We start from the raw sequence: 15010 nt of genomic DNA, 5'->3' as shown, positions 1-15010 counted from the left end.
GGGAACCGTGGGCGGCGCAACGGCCTCTTGCTCCCCGAAGGGGGATGCTCATGACGAAGACGACGGTGTCCGTGACCGGACGGGTGGTGGTTGCGGGGCTCCTGTGCGCCGTCCTCGCCGGGTGCGGGACCACCCGGGCCGGGCAGGCCGCCCCGCCCGCCGGGGCACCCACGCCCGCGGCGGCCGACTGCGGTGCGGACCGGACCACGGACGAGGACCCGGGAGCCCCCGCGGGTCCGCCCACCGATGAGGAGACCGGGGCGTACGCCGGGCCGCCCACCGATGAGGAGACCGGGGCCTACGCGGGTCCGCCCACCGATGAGGAGACGGGGGCCTACGCGGGTCCGCCCACCGATGAGGAGACCGGGGCCTACGCGGGTCCGCCCACCGACGAGGAGACCGGGGCGTACGCCGGGCCGCCCACGGACCAGGACAGCGGCGCACCCGCCGGGCCGCCCACCGACGGCGACACGGGCAACGGCGGCGGCCCCTGCGGCCCGGCCGACTGGTTCGACATGACCCGCGACTTCACGGCGTACCACCAGGCGCACCGTACCGACCAGGACGCCGGGGTCTCGGTCACGCAGACCCGCGTCCGCAAGGTCCGGTCGGTCGGCGAGGCCCGGATCACCTTCGCCACCCCGCAGGTCGGCAAGGGGGCCGCGGAGGACGCCCGCCGCATCGCCGCCGTGTTCGGCTCGTGGCGCCGCGAGGTGTACGGCGACCACGGCACCCTGACCCTGCGCACCGCCGACCGCGAGGTCGTCACCGAGCAGTGGTGACCCCGGCCACCGCACGTCCCAGGCGCGCAGTCCGCGCCCAGCGGGGCGATCGTGAACAGGTAGGGCAGTTCGAAGCCGCGGGCCACGCCGTACGGCAGCCCGGCACCGGCGGCAACCCCGTGGAGTTCGCCGCGCCACGGTCGCTGAACCGGTAGCCGTACGTCGGTTGTACGCCGACAGCGGGTACGCGGCCGCAACGGCCCGGGCCGTCTCCTGGCCGGACGACCGCTCCGTCCGGGCCCGGTAGGCGAAGAGCCGCACCGCGTCCCGGGTGGTGCCCTGCACCGCCGGCACCCGGTGGAACCGGTCGGCCCGCAACGCCGGCAGCGTGCCGGCCCTGTAGGACACCGATGAGAATCGGTGCATCAGGTCGGCGGTCGCGAGGGAACGGGCGTCCAGCGCGCGCACGCAGTCCAGTACGCCCGAGGGCCGGCCGCAGCCGAGCCGGGCCGCCGCGCGGGCACGAGGGGCTCGTACGTGCCGAGGGCCGGCAGCAGCGCGAACGGTGGTGTCGTGGTCGAGCGGGAGCCGCTCCGCACGATCGCCCGGTGGAACAGCCCCGCGGAGGGGGGCGAGGTGAGGTGCGCACAGACGCTCAGGGCGCGCGCCGACTCGCCGAGGACGGTGACGTTGCGCGGGTCCCCGCCGAACCGTCCCGCGGTCGTACGCACCCAGCGCAGCGCCGCCCGCTGGTCCGCGAGGGCGGAGCCGGGGAAGACGCCCCAGCCGGTAATTGACCGTGACGACCACCACGACGTCCCGGACGGCGAGGCGCTCGGGCCGGTGCGCGCCCCGCCGGCCGCGCACCGGCCGTCGGGACCGTCACGATGAGGTACAGGCAGTCCGCCGAGCCGGCCGGCTCGTCGCCCCCGAGCGGGGGCAGCTGCACACAGCGCGCACCGGGCGCCCCCGCGTCCCCGACGCCCGTCCCCCGGCGGGCCGGTTCCGGCAGCCGCCGGCGGCACGCGCCGGCCGTGGGAGCCGCGAAGGGGTTGCCCTCGAACGTGCTGTGCGCGCCGTGCGTCCGGGCCCGCACCGGACCGCGGTCGCCGTCCACGACGGGCCCTTCTACGTCGGGCACGACCCCCGCCGTTCCCACCGGGACCCCCGTTTGCCCGCCCCGAATGGCGCAGTCGGCGGAAATGCCACTCAATGTAACAAAGCGTGCGCATCCCATGACGCACGATGACCGGCGCGCGATTACGTAGACCCGCGCGTCGGCGAACGGAGCTTTCCATGAATGACCCCATCACTCTCGCGGCGACGCAACCCGAAGACCGCCGCGGGACCCCCGACGCGACCGCCCCGGCCACCCCGGACGCCCCGGCCACCACCGGGGTTCCGGGCATCCCCGAGACCCCCGAGCCCCCTGAGCCCCCCGACGCCCCGGACGCGCTGGACGCGCTCGACGCATCCGACGACTCGGACCTGCAGACCACGCAGCGCATGCGGACCCTCCTGGAGACGGCCGCCACCTGCCGTCCGGTCGAGGAGGTCACCGCGCTGGTGGGCCTCCTCAAGGAGGACGGCCCGCTGCCCGACGCCGGACACGACGCGCTGCGCACGGCCGCCGTGACCCGCCCGGTGCAGGACGTGGAACGGATGGTCACCCTGCTGGGTGAGGCCCCGCACGAGGTTGGCGAAGCGGACATCACGCTGCGCGCCGCCGCCGTGGGACGCTCCATCGAGGACGTCGCCCTGCTGGTGAACATCCTCGGCAAGGACGCGCCCGGTGGGCCGGAGCAGCAGCACCGTGCCGGCCCCGTCCCCGCCGGGACAGGAGCCGGGGCAGGAGCCCGGACAGGAGCCGGGGCCGCCGCGTCGGCCGCGCCCGCCGCGGCGCCGTCCCCGGGCCGGCGCGAGGAGCCGTACGGCGTCGCGTACCCGACCCTGTACGACGCCCCCCACCAGGTGCGGTCCCGACGCCCCGCTCCCGCGCCCGCGGCGCAACCGGCCCGTACCCCGGCGCTCGGGCACGTGCTGCGCTGGCCGGTGTCGGTCGCCCTGCTGGTCAGCGGCGCCCTCCACCTGCCGCAGGACCTGATGGCCCTGCCGTCCGCGGGTCCGCTCGGCCTGCTGCCCCTCCTGGTCACCGTCGTGTGCCTGGTCGTCGGGGCCCTGGTCGCGCTGCGCGACACCCCGGCGGTGTGGCGGGCCGGCGCGGCCGTGGCCCTGGGCGTGGTCGCCCTGCACGTGGTCGGCGGTTCGTTCGCCTTCGACCCGCTGGCCGGCACCGTGGGCGGTTCGCAGGCCTGGGCCGGAGCCGCCGTCATGCTGAGCGCGGCGGCCGGCGCGGTCCTCGCGGGCATGGCGCTGAGGAACCGTCAGGGCGGTTCGGCCTGACCGGTGGCCACCACCGCCGCAGCGGCACCCCGCGCCACCGTGCGCGCGGGGTGCCGCCCCCTTTCGCGCCGTACGCCGCTGCTGCCGCAGCCTCAGCCTCAGGCGAGCAGGTTGACCGCGCCCGTGAACACGCGGGGCAGCCGGGCGGCCAGCGGCACGATCCGGGGAGCGAGCCGCGGTCGCCGACGGGCCCACAGCAGCGACTCGGTGAGCGCACGGTAGCTGCGTGACAGGTCCCGCCACGCCTGCTCGTAGGCCTGCGGGCGGCCCGCCCGTACGCACCGCACCAGCTCGCCCGCGGCCGCCAGGGCCAGCGTGAGCCCCTCGCCGGTCAGGGCGTCCACGTACCCCGCGGCGTCGCCGACGAACAGCACCCGCCCCGAGACGCGGACGCGTGCCCCCTGGCGCAGCGGGCCGGCGCCGCGCACGGGCGTGTCGGCGCGGTCGGCGAGCCGGGCCGCCAGCCGGGGGAAACGGGCGAGCTGCTCGTCGAAGGGCGCCTGGTCGGTGGTGAGGACCGCCACGCCGATCCGGTCCGGAGCGAGCGGGGTGACGTAGGCCTCGGACCGCGCCGACCAGTGCACTTCGACGAGGTCGCTCCAGGGCTGGAGCGCGTAGTGGCGGCGCAGCCCGTAGCGCGCCGGCCGACGGGGGGTGGCCGGCGCCGTCAGGCCGAGGCCACGCCGGACGGGGGAGTGCAGGCCGTCCGCCGCGACGAGGTAGCGGGCGGTGAGCCCGGCCGCGGTGACGTGGTCGACTCCCTGACGCACCTGGTCGACGCGCTGCGGCAGGACCCTTACGCCGAGCCGCGCGGCCCGTTCGGCGAGCGCCGCCTGGAGGTCCGTACGGCGGGCCCCGAGGCCCGGCCCGGACCGGAAGAGCCCTTCCGCCTGCAGGCCGCTCGCGTCGTCGACGTAGCGGATGCCGCGGAAGGGCTGCCCGGCCACCGGCACGCTCAGTTCTTCGAGGCGGCGCACCGCCCCGGGCATCAGGCCCTCCCCGCAGGCCTTGTCGATGGGGGTGGGCCGCGGTTCCACCACCACGACCTCCAGCCCGGCGAGGGCGCCGTGGATGGCGGTCGCCAGTCCGGCGGGACCGCCGCCCGCGATCAGCAGGTCGATCATGACGGTGCGCCCGCCGACGGGACGGAGGCGGGGGCGCGCAGGCGTCCGCCGTCCGTCAGGGCCGCGTCCTCGCAGCCGATCCGCACGCGCAGCAGCGCGAGGTTGAGCACGGTGAAGCCGAGGGCGGTTCCCCAGGCGGAGTGCACCAGGGGCAGCGCGGCCCCTTCGGCGACCACCGCCACGTAGTTGGGGTGGCGCAGCACCCGGTACGGGCCCCGTTCCACCAGCGGCAGTCCGGGCACGACGAGAACGCGGGTGTTCCAGCGCGGACCGAGGGCGGCGATGCACCACCAGCGCAGTCCCTGGGCGGCGACGACGACGGCGAGGGCCGACCAGCCGAGCAGGGGGACGAACGGCCGCCCGGCCGCCCATGGTTCGACGAGGCAGCCCACCAGCAGTGCGGTGTGCAGGACGACCATGGCCGGGTAATGGCCGCGGCCGTACTCGCGGCCGCCGCGCGCCAGGCTCCAGGCGGTGTGGCGGCGGGCGGTGACCAGCTCGGCGAGGCGCTCGGCGGCGACGAGGCAGATGAGCAGCAGGTACAGGCTCAGGGAGGACAAGGAGAACAAGGAGGACAAGGAGGTCGGGGAGGACAGGGAGGTCAGGGGGGAGAGGGAGGCCAGGGAGGCCGAGGAGTTCATCGCGGTCACCAGCGCAGGAGGACGAGTTCGGAGGCGAAGCCGGGGCCGAAGCCGAGCATCAGCCCGACGGATCCGGGGGGCGGTCCGGCAGCGCGGACGCCTTCGAGGATGTGCAGGACCGAGGCGGAGGAGAGGTTGCCCACGGCGGCCAGCGAGCGCCGGCTCGCCGCGAACGCCTCCTCGGGCAGCGCCAGCGCGTCCGACAGCGCGTCGAGGATCTTCGGGCCGCCGGGATGGCAGATCCAGGCGTCGACGTCCGCGGGTTTGAGGTCGTGGGCGGCGAGGAAGCTCTCCACCTCCTCGGCCACGTGCAGCCGCGCCAGGTCCGGGAGTTCACGGCCGAGCACCATGCGCATGCCCCAGTGGCCGATGTCCCAGCCGAGGAGGTGCTCGGTGCCCGGGTAGAGACGGCTGCGGGTGGCGATCACCTCGGGGCCCGTGCCCGTCGCGTGCAGGGGATGGTCGCGGCCCACGGCCACCAGGGCGGCCGCGCCGTCGCCGAAGAGGGCTCCCGCCACCAGGTTGGCCATGGAGGCATCGGTGGACTGGAGGGTGAGCGAACACAGCTCGGTGGACAGCAGGACGGCGGCGTCACCGGGCCGCCCGGCGAGCAGGTCGTGGAGGTGGCCCACCCCGGCGGCTCCGGCGGCGCACCCGAGGCCGAAGAGCGGCAACCGCCGTACGTCGGGACGCAGTCCGGCGCGGGCGGCGAGCCGGGCCTCCAGCGACGGCGTCGCGAGACCGGTCACGGTGGTCGACATGACCACGTCCACCTCGGGGGCCGTCAGGCCGGCGTCGGCGAGGGCGAGGGCGAGCACCCGGGGACCGAGTGCGAGGGCCGTCTCCAGGAACAGGGCGTTCGTCGTACCGAAGTCGTTCGCGGGGCCGTAACGCTCCAGGGGGAGCGCGAGATGGCGGTTCTCCACGCGCACCGAGGCGTGGACCCGGCGCAGCAGGGCGGTGTCGGAGCCGGGCGGCAGGAAACCGGCGAGCGCATCCGTGATCTCGGCCTGCGGATGGCGATGGGGCGGGAACACGCTGCGCACTGCCAGAACACGTGTCATTCGATCACCATAGGAAACAACTGACACTTCGTTATGAATGACCTGATTCGGGCGCGCCGCCGCGTAGCGTGTCGCCGTGCCCGTGCGAACCACCCAGATCACCGAGAGCGGCGGCCGAGGGACGGCCGCCCGCACCGGACGCGGCCCGGCGGGCCTGCCGGCGGCCTGCCACCCGCTGCCGGCCGTGGCCGTGAGCCTCTTCGCGGCCGTCCTGGCGGTCGCGGCGGGGCACGGCCCGTCGGGAGTGGTTCTCACCGCGGGGGCGGTGGCCGCCGGCCAGCTGTCGGTGGGCTGGTGCAACGACCGGACCGACCTGCGGCGCGACCTGGCCGCCGGCCGCCGGGACAAGCCCCTGGTCGCCGGTACGACGTCACCCGCCGCGGTGGCCCGTGCCGCGGCGGTGGCGCTCCTGGTCTGCGCGGCCCTGTCACTGGCGGCCGGTGCCCTCGCCGGCGCCGTGCACCTGACCGGCGTGGCGGCCGCCTGGGCGTACAACCTGCGGCTGAAGGGCACGGTCGTCTCCTGGGCCCCGTACGCCCTGGCCTTCGGGCTGCTGCCCGCCTTCGTCACTCTCGGGCTGCCCGGTGCGCCCTGGCCGCCGCCGTGGCTGATGGCGGCCGCGGCCCTGCTCGGCGCGGGCGCCCACTTCGCGAACGTCCTGCCCGACATCGACGACGACCTGGCCACCGGCGTGGTGGGGCTGCCCCACCGGCTCGGAGCCCGGCGCTCGGCGGCCCTGGCCGGTCTGCTCGTCCTGGGTTCGGCCGCCGCCCTCGTGGCGGGGCCCCCGGGGCGGGTGTCCGCGTACGGCTGGGCGCTGCTGGCCGTGACGGCCGCGGCCCTGCTGCTCGCGTCCCGCCGCCCCGCGGGGCGGCTCCCGTTCCGCACGGTGATGGCGGTGGCCGGAGCCGATGTGGTCCTGCTGGTGGCCGAACTCCGCCCCTGGTGAGTGTCGGCACAGGAGCGGCGGCCGACCGCCGGCCGACGGGACTTTGACGACACCCCCCCCGGGCCGGAGGTGTCCTATGGTGCCCGCCGGGTGCGGGTCCAGTTCAGGAGGTCGTCGGCCTGCCAGGTGTTGATCACGCGCTCCGGCGGGACGCCGCATTCCACGGCCCGTTCGCAGCCGAGGGCCTGCCAGTCGAGCTGACCCGGGGCGTGCGCGTCCGTGTCGATCGCGAAGAAGGTCCCGGCGGCCACGGCCAGCCGCAGCAGCCGCCGCGGCGGGTCCAGCCGTTCGGGACGGCTGTTGATCTCCACGGCGGTACCGGCCTCCGCGCAGGCCGCGAACACCTCCTCGGCGTCGAACTGCGACTCCGGCCGGCCGCGACCGGTGACCAGTCGGCCCGTGCAGTGGCCCAGGACGTCCATGAGCGGATTGCGGACGGCCGCCACCATCCGCCGGGTCATGGCGGGCGCGTCCATGCGCAGCTTCGAGTGGACCGAGCCGACGACGAGATCGAGCCGTTCCAGCAGCTCCGGCTCCTGGTCGAGCGCGCCGTCGTCCAGGATGTCGCACTCGATCCCGGTCAGCAGCCGGAAGGGCGCCCAGGAGGCGTTGAGCCCGGCCACCACGTCGAGCTGCTCGCGCAGCCGGTCCGGGGACAGGCCCCGGGCGACCGTCAGGCGCGGCGAGTGGTCGGTCAGCACCGCCCACTCGTGGCCCAGGCCGGCCGCCGCCCGGCCCATCGCGTCGATGGGGCTGCCGCCGTCCGACCAGTCGGAGTGCACGTGGCAGTCCCCGCGCAGCGCCGCCCGCAGGGCGGCGGCCGCGGGTGAGGCCGGGGGTCCGTCCGGGAGCGCCGCGGCCTCGTCCTCCAGGGCCTGCAGGTAGGAGGGCACCGCACCCGCGAGTGCCTCCCGCACGACCTTGGCGGTCTTGGGGCCGAGGCCCTTGACGGCCTCCAGGGAGCCGGCGGCGGCCCGCTGGGCCACCTCCGCCCCGTCCATGCGCGCGACGGCGGCGGACGCGTTCCGAAAGGCCCGCACCCGGTAGGTGGGGGCCAGCGAGCGCTCCAGCAGGAACGCGATCCGGTCCAGGGCCGCAACCGGGTCCATCGGCCACCTCCTGCCGCACGGGTCGGGTGGCCCCAGTGTCCGTCGCGGACGGCCGCTACGCCTCCGGTGCCTCCCGTGCCTCCCGTGCCTCCTCCTGCGGCACGGCGGCGTCCAGCGCGGCGGTCAGGCGGCTCAGGCGGGCCTGGAGGTCGACGACCTCGGCGAGGTCGAAACCGGTGGCGGCCGCGATCCGCCGCGGCACCTCGACCGCGCGGGCGCGCAGCGCGGCGCCCTCCTCGGTCAGCGCGGCGCGCACGGAGCGCTCGTCCTGGATGCTGCGCTCACGGCGCACCAGTCCGGCCGCCTCCAGGCGCTTGAGCAGGGGCGACAGAGTGCCCGAGTCCAGCCGCAGGTGCCGGCCGATCTCCTTGACCGGCATCTCGCCGTGCTCCCACAGCACCAGCATCACCAGGTACTGCGGGTAGGTGAGCCCGAGGTCCTTGAGGACCACGCGGTAGAGGCCGCCGAAGGCACGGCTCGCGGCGTTCAGGGCGAAGCAGATCTGGCCGTCGAGGCGCAGGAAGTCCTGGTCGGCGGGGGTCGCGGTGGGCTGCTCGGTCATGACGGCCAGTGTACCCGGGTAGAAGTTGGAGGGCATTGAATTGTGCACAACTGAATTGCGTGCTCTACTGGTGGAGCGCGGCCGGGAACACCGGCCGCCGCCACGGTTCATTTCTGCGAGAGGAACTCTCATGGACGCGCTCTACACCGCTGTCGCCACCGCCAACGGCCGCGAGGGCCGCACCGTCAGCTCCGACGGCCAGCTCGACCTCGCCCTGGCCATGCCCCCGGCGCTGGGCGGCAACGGGCAGGGCACCAACCCCGAGCAGCTCTTCGCCGCCGGCTACGCCGCCTGCTTCGCCAGCGCGCTCGGCCTGGTCGGCCGCCAGGCCAAGGCCGACACCAGCGAGGTCTCGGTCACCGCGGAGGTCTCCATCGGCAAGGACGGCGCGGGCTTCGGCCTCGGTGTCGTCCTGCGCGTCGAGCTCCCGGACTCCCTGGCCGGCGAGACGGGCGCCCTCCTCGTCAAGCAGGCCCACGAGGTCTGCCCCTACTCCCGCGCCACCCGCGGCAACATCGAGGTCGAGCTCGTCGTCGAGTAGGCACCACCCGCCCGAAGACCGCACGGAGATGCCGTGGGCCCGGCGGACGGCCACCATGGAGTCAGACCGACTCCGACGGGGGCCGCACGCCGGGAGACGCCAGTGGGGCACAACGCAACGACGGACGTACTGGTCGTGGGCGCCGGCCCCATCGGGCTGACCGCGGCCGCGGAGCTCCGCCGGCGCGGCGTGTCCTGCCGCATCGTCGACCGGCTCCCGGCCCCGCTGCCGTTCGCGAAGGCCGTGGGCATCCAGCCGCGCACCCTGGAGATCTGGGACCGCATGGGAACGGTCCGCGCCGTCCTGGACGCCGCCGTCCCCATGCGCGGCCAGATCACCTACGTCAACGGCGCCGAACAGCCCCGCCTCGACCTCGTCCTGCCGCCCGACGTGCCCTACCGCTTCGCGGCGCTGCCGCAGTACGAGACCGAGCGCATCCTCGACGAACACCTGGGCCGCTGGGGCACCACCGTCGAACGCGGCACCGAACTGGTGTCGTTCCGCCAGGACCCGGGCGGCGTCACCAGCCGGCTCCACACCCCCTCGGGCGCCGAGGAGGAACTGCGCACCCGGTACCTCGTGGGCTGCGACGGCGCCCACAGCATCGTCCGCAAGGGACTCGGGCTCAGCTTCGAGGGCGGCGCCTTCCCCGAGGAGTACATGCTCGCCGACGTCGAAGCCGACTGGGACCTGCCGTACGGGTACTCCCTGCGCGCCATGCACCTGGACGGCTCCGGCGCCGTCGACGACGTCCTCGTATGCATCCCGCTGCCGGGCCGCGGACGCTACCGGATGTCCATGAAGGTGCCCCCCGAACTGTCCACCGCCCACCAGGCCGCCGCCGACGGCGTCGTCCACGGCCTCCAGGGCGGCCGCGCCCCGCAACTCGCCGACATCCAGACCGTCCTGGACCGGCTCTCGCCGACCCCCACCACCGCCTCGAACATCCGCTGGTCGTCGGTCTTCCGCATCAGCCACCGGATCGTCGACCGGTACGGCCACGGCCGGGTCTTCATCGCCGGCGACGCCGCGCACATCCACCCGCCGACCGGCGCCCAGGGCATGAACACCGGCATCCAGGACGCCTGGAACCTGGCGTGGAAGCTCGCCCTGGCCGTCGAGGGCGCCGCCCACCCGGACCTCCTGCCCAGCTACGACGCCGAACGCCGGCCGGTCGGCGAGGAGGTCGTCGGCCGTACGGTGCGCCACGCCTCCGCCCAGGGCGTCCAGTCCGACCCCGAGGACGCCGACACCCTGATGCTGCGCGAGGCCCAACTGCTCGTCGGCTACCGCGGAAGCCCCGTCGTCGACCCGCCCGGTGACGGCCCCAGACCCCGCCCCGGCGACCGGGCCCCCGACTGCGGCGGCCTCACCTCACCGATCACCGCCGTCCCGCTGCGCCTCGCCGACCTCCTGCGCGGGCGCGACCACGTCCTGCTGCTCTACGGCACGGGCCTCGACGAACTCGCCCGGACCGCCCGGGAATCCTCCGGCGGCCGCATCGGGACGTGCGTCGTCCTGCCGGCCCACACCCCGCCCGACGCACCGGCGGGCCCCGCCGTCCTGCCGGCCTACCACGACACCGGCGGAGAGTTCGCCCGTCTCTACGCGGCCGACGGGCCGACCGCCTTCCTCGTCCGCCCGGACGGGCACCTCGGCGCCCGGCTCTCCCCGCCCACCCCGCAACGGCTCGCCGCGCACCTCGCGACCGTCTTCGCCGCGGACGCCGGGCGCTGACCGCCCGGCTCCGGGCCACCTCCCCGTCAGGCCCGCGCCCCGCCGCGCGCCGCCTCCCGGCGCTGCCGCTTGCCCAGCGGAGCCCGGGACAGGTCCTGGGCCTGCGACCGCAACTGCTTGAAGCCGTAACCGCGGTCCGTCAGCCAGGCCTCCGCGGCCAGCTCCGCGCGGGCCGTCGCGTCGAGGATGTCCTCCTCCGCCTCGCCCGCATCCAGGAAACGGAACGTGAAGAAGGGACGGGCCGCGAGGTCGTACGTCAAGTGCCCCTCGGCGGTGAACTCCGCACGCAGCATGTCGTGCTCGGGCGCGGCCGCGAGCAGCTCGGCCCGCTGGCCGTCGGTCAGACCGTCGAACGCGCCACGGACGGTGATACGGAAGGTACGGGTACTCATCCCGGCAGCGTAGGCGCCGGGACGAGCACCCGCATCCGGATATGTGTGGCCGATGTCCGCACCGATTTTTGGATTGCCGGACGATCCTCAATACGATCCGGCGATGATCACTAGAAAACGGCTTGCGGCCAGGGCGTGCGGCCTGCTCGCCGCACTGGCCGTCGGCCTCTTCCCGGCGAGCGCCACCGCCGCCGACGGACCGACGGCGAAGGAACCCCCCAAGGTCGACCTCGTCCTGGACGTCAGCGGCTCCATGCGGGCCAACGACATCGACGGCCAGTCCCGGATGGCCGCGGCGAAGCAGGCTTTCAACGAGGTCATCGACGCCGTACCGGCCGAAGTCCAGCTCGGCATACGGACCCTGGGCGCCGACTACCCCGGTGACGACCGGGCGACCGGCTGCAAGGACACCAAGCAGCTCTACAAGGTGGGCCCCCTCGACCGGACCGAGGCCAAGACCGCCGTCGCGACCCTCGCCCCGACCGGCTGGACCCCCATCGGTCCGGCCCTCCTCGGCGCGGCCCAGGACCTGGACGGCGGCAACGCCACCAAGCGGATCGTGCTCATCACGGACGGCGAGGACACCTGCGCCCCGCTCGACCCGTGCGAGGTGGCCCGCGACATCGCGGCCAAGGGCATCCACCTGGTCATCGACACCCTCGGGCTGGTCCCCGACGCCAAGACCCGGGCCCAGCTGACCTGCATCGCCGAGGCCACCGGCGGAACGTACACCTCCGTGCAGCACAAGGCCGAACTCTCCGGCCGGGTCCGCCAGCTCGTCGACCGGGCCGCCGACCCGGTCGTCAACCCCGTGGCGACCGAGGGCGCCAAGCAGTGCGAGGGCGCCCCGCAGCTCAAGGCCGGCCTCTACAGCGACCGCGAGACCTTCGGCGAACACCGCTGGTACCGGGTCGACGTCCTTCCCGGCCAGGAGCTGCGCGCCTCGGTGAGCATCGGCGCCGACCGGGCCGTCAACAACGACTACGGCGTCCTGCTGCGCGCCACGACCGTGCACGGGCGGGAGATCGTACGCGGCTCGGAGGCGGGCGACGGCCGCACCGACGCCCTGTCCACCGGCCTGCGCTACCCCAAGGCCGAGATCGACGACGACTCGGACTCGGACGCCAAGCCGGCGGCGGAGACGGTCTGCCTCCAGGTCAGCAACTCCTTCTCCGCCCCCGCGTCCGTCAAGACCACCCCCGGCATGCCCGTCGAGCTGACCATCGACCTGGTGGACGGCCCCGACACCGCCTCCGACGCCGCGGCCTTCGGCCTCGGGCGCGGCTGGTGGACGCTGGCCGTGCTGGTGCTCGCCGGACTGCTGGCCGGCCTGGTGTGGGGATGGATCTCGCGCTGGCGCATCTCCGTCTGGAGGACCAACTGATGCGTACCGTACGCACACTGACCGCGGGCCTGCTCGCGGCGGCCGCCGCCCTCACGGTGGCCGGTACGGCCGCGGGCACGGCCTTCGCGGACACCCCGTCGCCGAGCGCCACCACCGCCAAGGGCGGGACCGCAGCCGAGTCCGCCCCGACCGAGGCGGGGACGAGCTTCCGTACCGCCACGCCGTTCCGGCCCGGCCAGAAGGCCACGGCCGGTGCCTCCAGCGGTGACTACCTGTACTGGGTGCTCCCGGTCGACGCCCAGCAGCGCGTCACCGTCAAGGCGTCCGTCACCCTGCCCGGGTCCGCCGCCCGGCACGGCGCCTCGACCTGGCAGCTCGACGTGTACGACGGCCTGCGCCGCCGCCAGGCCTGCACGTACGGCACGCAGAGCCGGGCCGCGGCCAAGGAGGCCGCCTCGGTCGAACTGTCCTGCACGCTGCGCACGGTCCGCGCCGGCGCGGAGCCGTGGGCCAACGATCCGCTGCCCGGCAGCTACTACGTCCGGCTGACGGTCGTGGACCTGCCCGAGGACGACCTGGGCCTGCCGGTGAGCGCGGCCGTCGAGGCCGACGTCCGGGAGGAGGGCGGCGCCTACGCGGTCGACGGGGCCCTCGCCACGCCGCTGGTCGCCGGCACGGTGACCGGCTCACTGCGCGAGCCGGAGGACGGCTGGTCCGGCGGCTGGTGGTCGGACCGCTGGCTGTGGACCGCGGCCGGCGGGGTGCTCGGTGCCCTCGCGGGCATCTTCGGGTACTCCCTGACGCGCGGCGCGGGCCGCCCGTCCCGGGTGCCGCCCGGCGCCTGATCCGGGCACCCGGCCCGGGGCCCGGCCCGGCTCCGGGCGGGCCCCGCCCGGTGTCCCCGCCCGGGCGTGGACCGGCGGCCGAGGCCGAGAGCCGGGGGAGGGCTCCGGGCGGTTCCCGGGGGAGTGCTGCCGGCGGGTGCCATCGGCGGGTTGCGAGTCGCCCCGGGGCAGCGCTGCGGGCCCCCGGCAGGGCTGCGGGTGGGCCGCCGACAGGGCTGAGGGTGGGCCCCGGGACGGGTTGCGGCCGGGCGCCGCTGGGCCATGCGGGGACGCGCCCCTCAAGCCTCCCCGGGCCCCGTCCGAAGGAGAGGGAGGCCGCGCCCGAGCACCGGCGAGGACGCGGCCGTCTCCTGACGACCGCCGACCTCCCGGGGAGTACCTCCATGCGCCTGCTCGCACGTCTGACCGCCGCGGCCCTGATCGCGGCGGCCCCCGCACTCGCCGGCGCCGCGGCCGCGGACGGACCGGAACCCGTGCGGGCTCCGCTCCTGGTGTCCACCGCCGCCGTCCCCGGAAAGTTCATCGTCAGCCTCGACGAGGGCGTGGACGCGGCCGGCCTCGCGGAACGCCTGGGCCTGGAGCCCACCTTCGTGTACGGCTCGGCCATGAACGGCTTCGCGGTCCCCCTGACGGCGCGACAGCTCGACGAGGTCCGCAAGGCCCCGGGCGTCCGTTCGGTGGAGGCGGACGCGGAGGTCTCCGCACCGCCGACCCCGGCCGGCCCCGCCGCCCTCTCCGCCGCCGTACCCGCCCCGACCTGGGGCCTGGACCGCATCGACCAGCGGACCCTGCCGCTCGACGGCGATTTCACCACGGCCGGGGACGGCGCCGGGGTGACCGCGTACATCCTCGACACCGGGATCGACTACGACCACGCGGAGTTCGAGGGCCGGGCCGAGCCCGGATTCGACGCCGTCGGGGACGGCGGCGACGGCCGGGACTGCGAGGGCCACGGCACGCACGTCGCGGGCACCGTCGGCGGCCGGACGTACGGCATCGCACCCGCCGCCCGCCTGGTCAGCGTCCGCGTGCTCGGCTGCGACGGGCGGGGCGAATACTCGGCGGTCGTCGCCGGACTGGACTGGGTGGCCGAGAACGCCCGGCAGCCGGCCGTCCTGAACGTCTCCCTGGGCGGAAGCCGCTCCGACGCCGTGAACAGGGCCGCGACCGCCGTCGCCGAGTCGGGCACCCTCCCGGTCGTCGCCGCGGGCAACTCGGCCGCCGACGCCTGCACGGTCTCCCCGGCATCGGCCGACGCGGTGCTGACGGTGGCCGCGAGCAACCAGGCCGACGAGCAGTCCGCCTTCTCCAACCACGGCGAGTGCGTCGAGATCCACGCCCCCGGTGAACAGATCGACTCGGCGCTGCTCGGCGGGGGCAACGTCGCCCTGGACGGAACGTCCATGGCCGCCACGCACGTCGCCGGAACGGCCGCCCTCTACAAGGCGGCCCACCCGGCGGCGACGCCCGAGGAGGTCGCCGGCCGGCTCGTCGAGCAGTCCACCAAGGACCTCCTCACCGGAACCGGAACCGGAACCCCCAACCGATTGCTGTTCACGGACGGCCTCTGACGGGC

At 75.5% G+C, this 15010-nt stretch carries 16 protein-coding genes; 8 read left to right on the top strand and 8 right to left on the bottom strand.

Annotated elements, in window-relative coordinates; genetic code table 11:
* Nucleotides 1-50: 50 nt before the first annotated feature.
* Nucleotides 51-782 (top strand): hypothetical protein, encoded by a 732-nt coding sequence (locus AC2RP6_RS04075; protein WP_486444866.1) that lies wholly within the window; start codon nucleotides 51-53, stop codon nucleotides 780-782.
* A gap of 365 nt (nucleotides 783-1147) precedes the next feature.
* On the opposite strand, the gene AC2RP6_RS04070 is transcribed toward AC2RP6_RS04075, so the two are convergent.
* On the bottom strand, nucleotides 1148-1453 hold the full coding sequence (locus tag AC2RP6_RS04070) for a carboxylesterase family protein (RefSeq protein WP_486444865.1): 306 nt from the start codon (nucleotides 1451-1453) through the stop codon (nucleotides 1148-1150).
* Nucleotides 1378-1959 (bottom strand): carboxylesterase family protein, encoded by a 582-nt coding sequence (locus AC2RP6_RS04065; RefSeq protein WP_486444864.1) that lies wholly within the window; start codon nucleotides 1957-1959, stop codon nucleotides 1378-1380. Before AC2RP6_RS04065 ends, AC2RP6_RS04070 begins: the two co-directional genes overlap by 76 nt.
* A 59-nt stretch (nucleotides 1960-2018) precedes the next feature.
* On the opposite strand from AC2RP6_RS04065, the gene AC2RP6_RS04060 reads away from it, so the two are divergent.
* The gene (locus AC2RP6_RS04060) at nucleotides 2019-3125 is read left to right on the top strand and encodes a hypothetical protein (protein WP_486444863.1); all 1107 of its coding nucleotides are present in this window, start codon (nucleotides 2019-2021) and stop codon (nucleotides 3123-3125) included.
* A 98-nt stretch (nucleotides 3126-3223) separates the two neighbouring features.
* Here AC2RP6_RS04060 and AC2RP6_RS04055 read toward each other — a convergent pair whose 3' ends face one another.
* From AC2RP6_RS04055 to AC2RP6_RS04045, 3 genes are all read right to left on the bottom strand, one after another.
* Nucleotides 3224-4249 (bottom strand): NAD(P)/FAD-dependent oxidoreductase, encoded by a 1026-nt coding sequence (locus AC2RP6_RS04055; RefSeq protein WP_486444862.1) that lies wholly within the window; start codon nucleotides 4247-4249, stop codon nucleotides 3224-3226.
* Entirely contained in the window at nucleotides 4246-4800 is a 555-nt protein-coding gene (locus AC2RP6_RS04050) for an isoprenylcysteine carboxyl methyltransferase family protein (protein ID WP_486450219.1), read from the bottom strand. The genes AC2RP6_RS04055 and AC2RP6_RS04050 overlap by 4 nt, the downstream gene beginning before the upstream one ends.
* A 95-nt stretch (nucleotides 4801-4895) precedes the next feature.
* Complete coding sequence (locus tag AC2RP6_RS04045) at nucleotides 4896-5954, bottom strand: type III polyketide synthase (protein ID WP_486444861.1); 1059 nt, start codon at nucleotides 5952-5954, stop codon at nucleotides 4896-4898.
* A 76-nt stretch (nucleotides 5955-6030) separates the two neighbouring features.
* On the opposite strand from AC2RP6_RS04045, the gene AC2RP6_RS04040 reads away from it, so the two are divergent.
* A complete protein-coding gene (locus tag AC2RP6_RS04040) occupies nucleotides 6031-6903 on the top strand; it encodes a UbiA family prenyltransferase (protein ID WP_486444860.1) in 873 nt (290 codons plus the stop codon).
* A gap of 74 nt (nucleotides 6904-6977) precedes the next feature.
* Here AC2RP6_RS04040 and AC2RP6_RS04035 read toward each other — a convergent pair whose 3' ends face one another.
* Both AC2RP6_RS04035 and AC2RP6_RS04030 read right to left on the bottom strand, forming a co-directional pair.
* Complete coding sequence (locus tag AC2RP6_RS04035; RefSeq protein WP_486444859.1) at nucleotides 6978-8012, bottom strand: PHP domain-containing protein; 1035 nt, start codon at nucleotides 8010-8012, stop codon at nucleotides 6978-6980.
* A 55-nt stretch (nucleotides 8013-8067) separates the two neighbouring features.
* The gene (locus AC2RP6_RS04030) at nucleotides 8068-8574 is read right to left on the bottom strand and encodes a MarR family winged helix-turn-helix transcriptional regulator (protein ID WP_486444858.1); all 507 of its coding nucleotides are present in this window, start codon (nucleotides 8572-8574) and stop codon (nucleotides 8068-8070) included.
* 130 nt (nucleotides 8575-8704) lie between these two features.
* Here AC2RP6_RS04030 and AC2RP6_RS04025 point away from each other — a divergent pair, with 130 nt between their 5' ends.
* Both AC2RP6_RS04025 and AC2RP6_RS04020 read left to right on the top strand, forming a co-directional pair.
* Nucleotides 8705-9115, top strand: coding sequence for an organic hydroperoxide resistance protein (locus AC2RP6_RS04025; protein ID WP_486444857.1), 411 nt, complete (start codon nucleotides 8705-8707; stop codon nucleotides 9113-9115).
* A 102-nt stretch (nucleotides 9116-9217) separates the two neighbouring features.
* Nucleotides 9218-10852 carry an FAD-dependent monooxygenase gene (locus AC2RP6_RS04020; RefSeq protein ID WP_486444856.1) on the top strand — a complete coding sequence of 545 codons (1635 nt, stop codon included), beginning with the start codon at nucleotides 9218-9220 and terminating at the stop codon, nucleotides 10850-10852.
* Between the two features lie 26 nt (nucleotides 10853-10878).
* Here AC2RP6_RS04020 and AC2RP6_RS04015 read toward each other — a convergent pair whose 3' ends face one another.
* On the bottom strand, nucleotides 10879-11244 hold the full coding sequence (locus AC2RP6_RS04015) for a DUF6204 family protein (RefSeq protein ID WP_486444855.1): 366 nt from the start codon (nucleotides 11242-11244) through the stop codon (nucleotides 10879-10881).
* Between the two features lie 103 nt (nucleotides 11245-11347).
* On the opposite strand from AC2RP6_RS04015, the gene AC2RP6_RS04010 reads away from it, so the two are divergent.
* The 3 genes from AC2RP6_RS04010 (at nucleotide 11348) to AC2RP6_RS04000 (ending at nucleotide 15005) form a co-directional block, all read left to right on the top strand.
* Nucleotides 11348-12628, top strand: coding sequence for a VWA domain-containing protein (locus AC2RP6_RS04010; RefSeq protein ID WP_486444854.1), 1281 nt, complete (start codon nucleotides 11348-11350; stop codon nucleotides 12626-12628).
* On the top strand, nucleotides 12628-13434 hold the full coding sequence (locus AC2RP6_RS04005) for a hypothetical protein (RefSeq protein ID WP_486444853.1): 807 nt from the start codon (nucleotides 12628-12630) through the stop codon (nucleotides 13432-13434). Before AC2RP6_RS04010 ends, AC2RP6_RS04005 begins: the two co-directional genes overlap by 1 nt.
* Before the next feature lie 383 nt (nucleotides 13435-13817).
* Nucleotides 13818-15005, top strand: a complete 1188-nt coding sequence (locus AC2RP6_RS04000) for a S8 family peptidase (protein WP_486444852.1) — start codon at nucleotides 13818-13820, stop codon at nucleotides 15003-15005.
* Nucleotides 15006-15010: the final 5 nt, after the last annotated feature.

The organism is Streptomyces sp. WAC03905, assembly GCF_057371075.1.
Note: the sequence above shows the minus strand (reverse complement) of the source record. Positions and strands in the feature narration are given on the sequence as shown.

What these genes read in the sequence shown, in the direction of transcription:
- AC2RP6_RS04030 (WP_486444858.1), bottom strand. Translation starts at nt 8,574, where the DNA reads ATGACCGAGCAGCCCACCGCGACCCCCGCCGACCAGGACTTCCTGCGC.
- AC2RP6_RS04045 (WP_486444861.1), bottom strand. Translation starts at nt 5,954, where the DNA reads ATGACACGTGTTCTGGCAGTGCGCAGCGTGTTCCCGCCCCATCGCCAT.
- AC2RP6_RS04035 (WP_486444859.1), bottom strand. Translation starts at nt 8,012, where the DNA reads ATGGACCCGGTTGCGGCCCTGGACCGGATCGCGTTCCTGCTGGAGCGC.
- AC2RP6_RS04000 (WP_486444852.1), top strand. Translation starts at nt 13,818, where the DNA reads ATGCGCCTGCTCGCACGTCTGACCGCCGCGGCCCTGATCGCGGCGGCC.
- AC2RP6_RS04060 (WP_486444863.1), top strand. Translation starts at nt 2,019, where the DNA reads ATGAATGACCCCATCACTCTCGCGGCGACGCAACCCGAAGACCGCCGC.
- AC2RP6_RS04025 (WP_486444857.1), top strand. Translation starts at nt 8,705, where the DNA reads ATGGACGCGCTCTACACCGCTGTCGCCACCGCCAACGGCCGCGAGGGC.
- AC2RP6_RS04055 (WP_486444862.1), bottom strand. Translation starts at nt 4,249, where the DNA reads ATGATCGACCTGCTGATCGCGGGCGGCGGTCCCGCCGGACTGGCGACC.
- AC2RP6_RS04010 (WP_486444854.1), top strand. Translation starts at nt 11,348, where the DNA reads ATGATCACTAGAAAACGGCTTGCGGCCAGGGCGTGCGGCCTGCTCGCC.
- AC2RP6_RS04075 (WP_486444866.1), top strand. Translation starts at nt 51, where the DNA reads ATGACGAAGACGACGGTGTCCGTGACCGGACGGGTGGTGGTTGCGGGG.
- AC2RP6_RS04065 (WP_486444864.1), bottom strand. Translation starts at nt 1,959, where the DNA reads ATGGGATGCGCACGCTTTGTTACATTGAGTGGCATTTCCGCCGACTGC.
- AC2RP6_RS04015 (WP_486444855.1), bottom strand. Translation starts at nt 11,244, where the DNA reads ATGAGTACCCGTACCTTCCGTATCACCGTCCGTGGCGCGTTCGACGGT.
- AC2RP6_RS04005 (WP_486444853.1), top strand. Translation starts at nt 12,628, where the DNA reads ATGCGTACCGTACGCACACTGACCGCGGGCCTGCTCGCGGCGGCCGCC.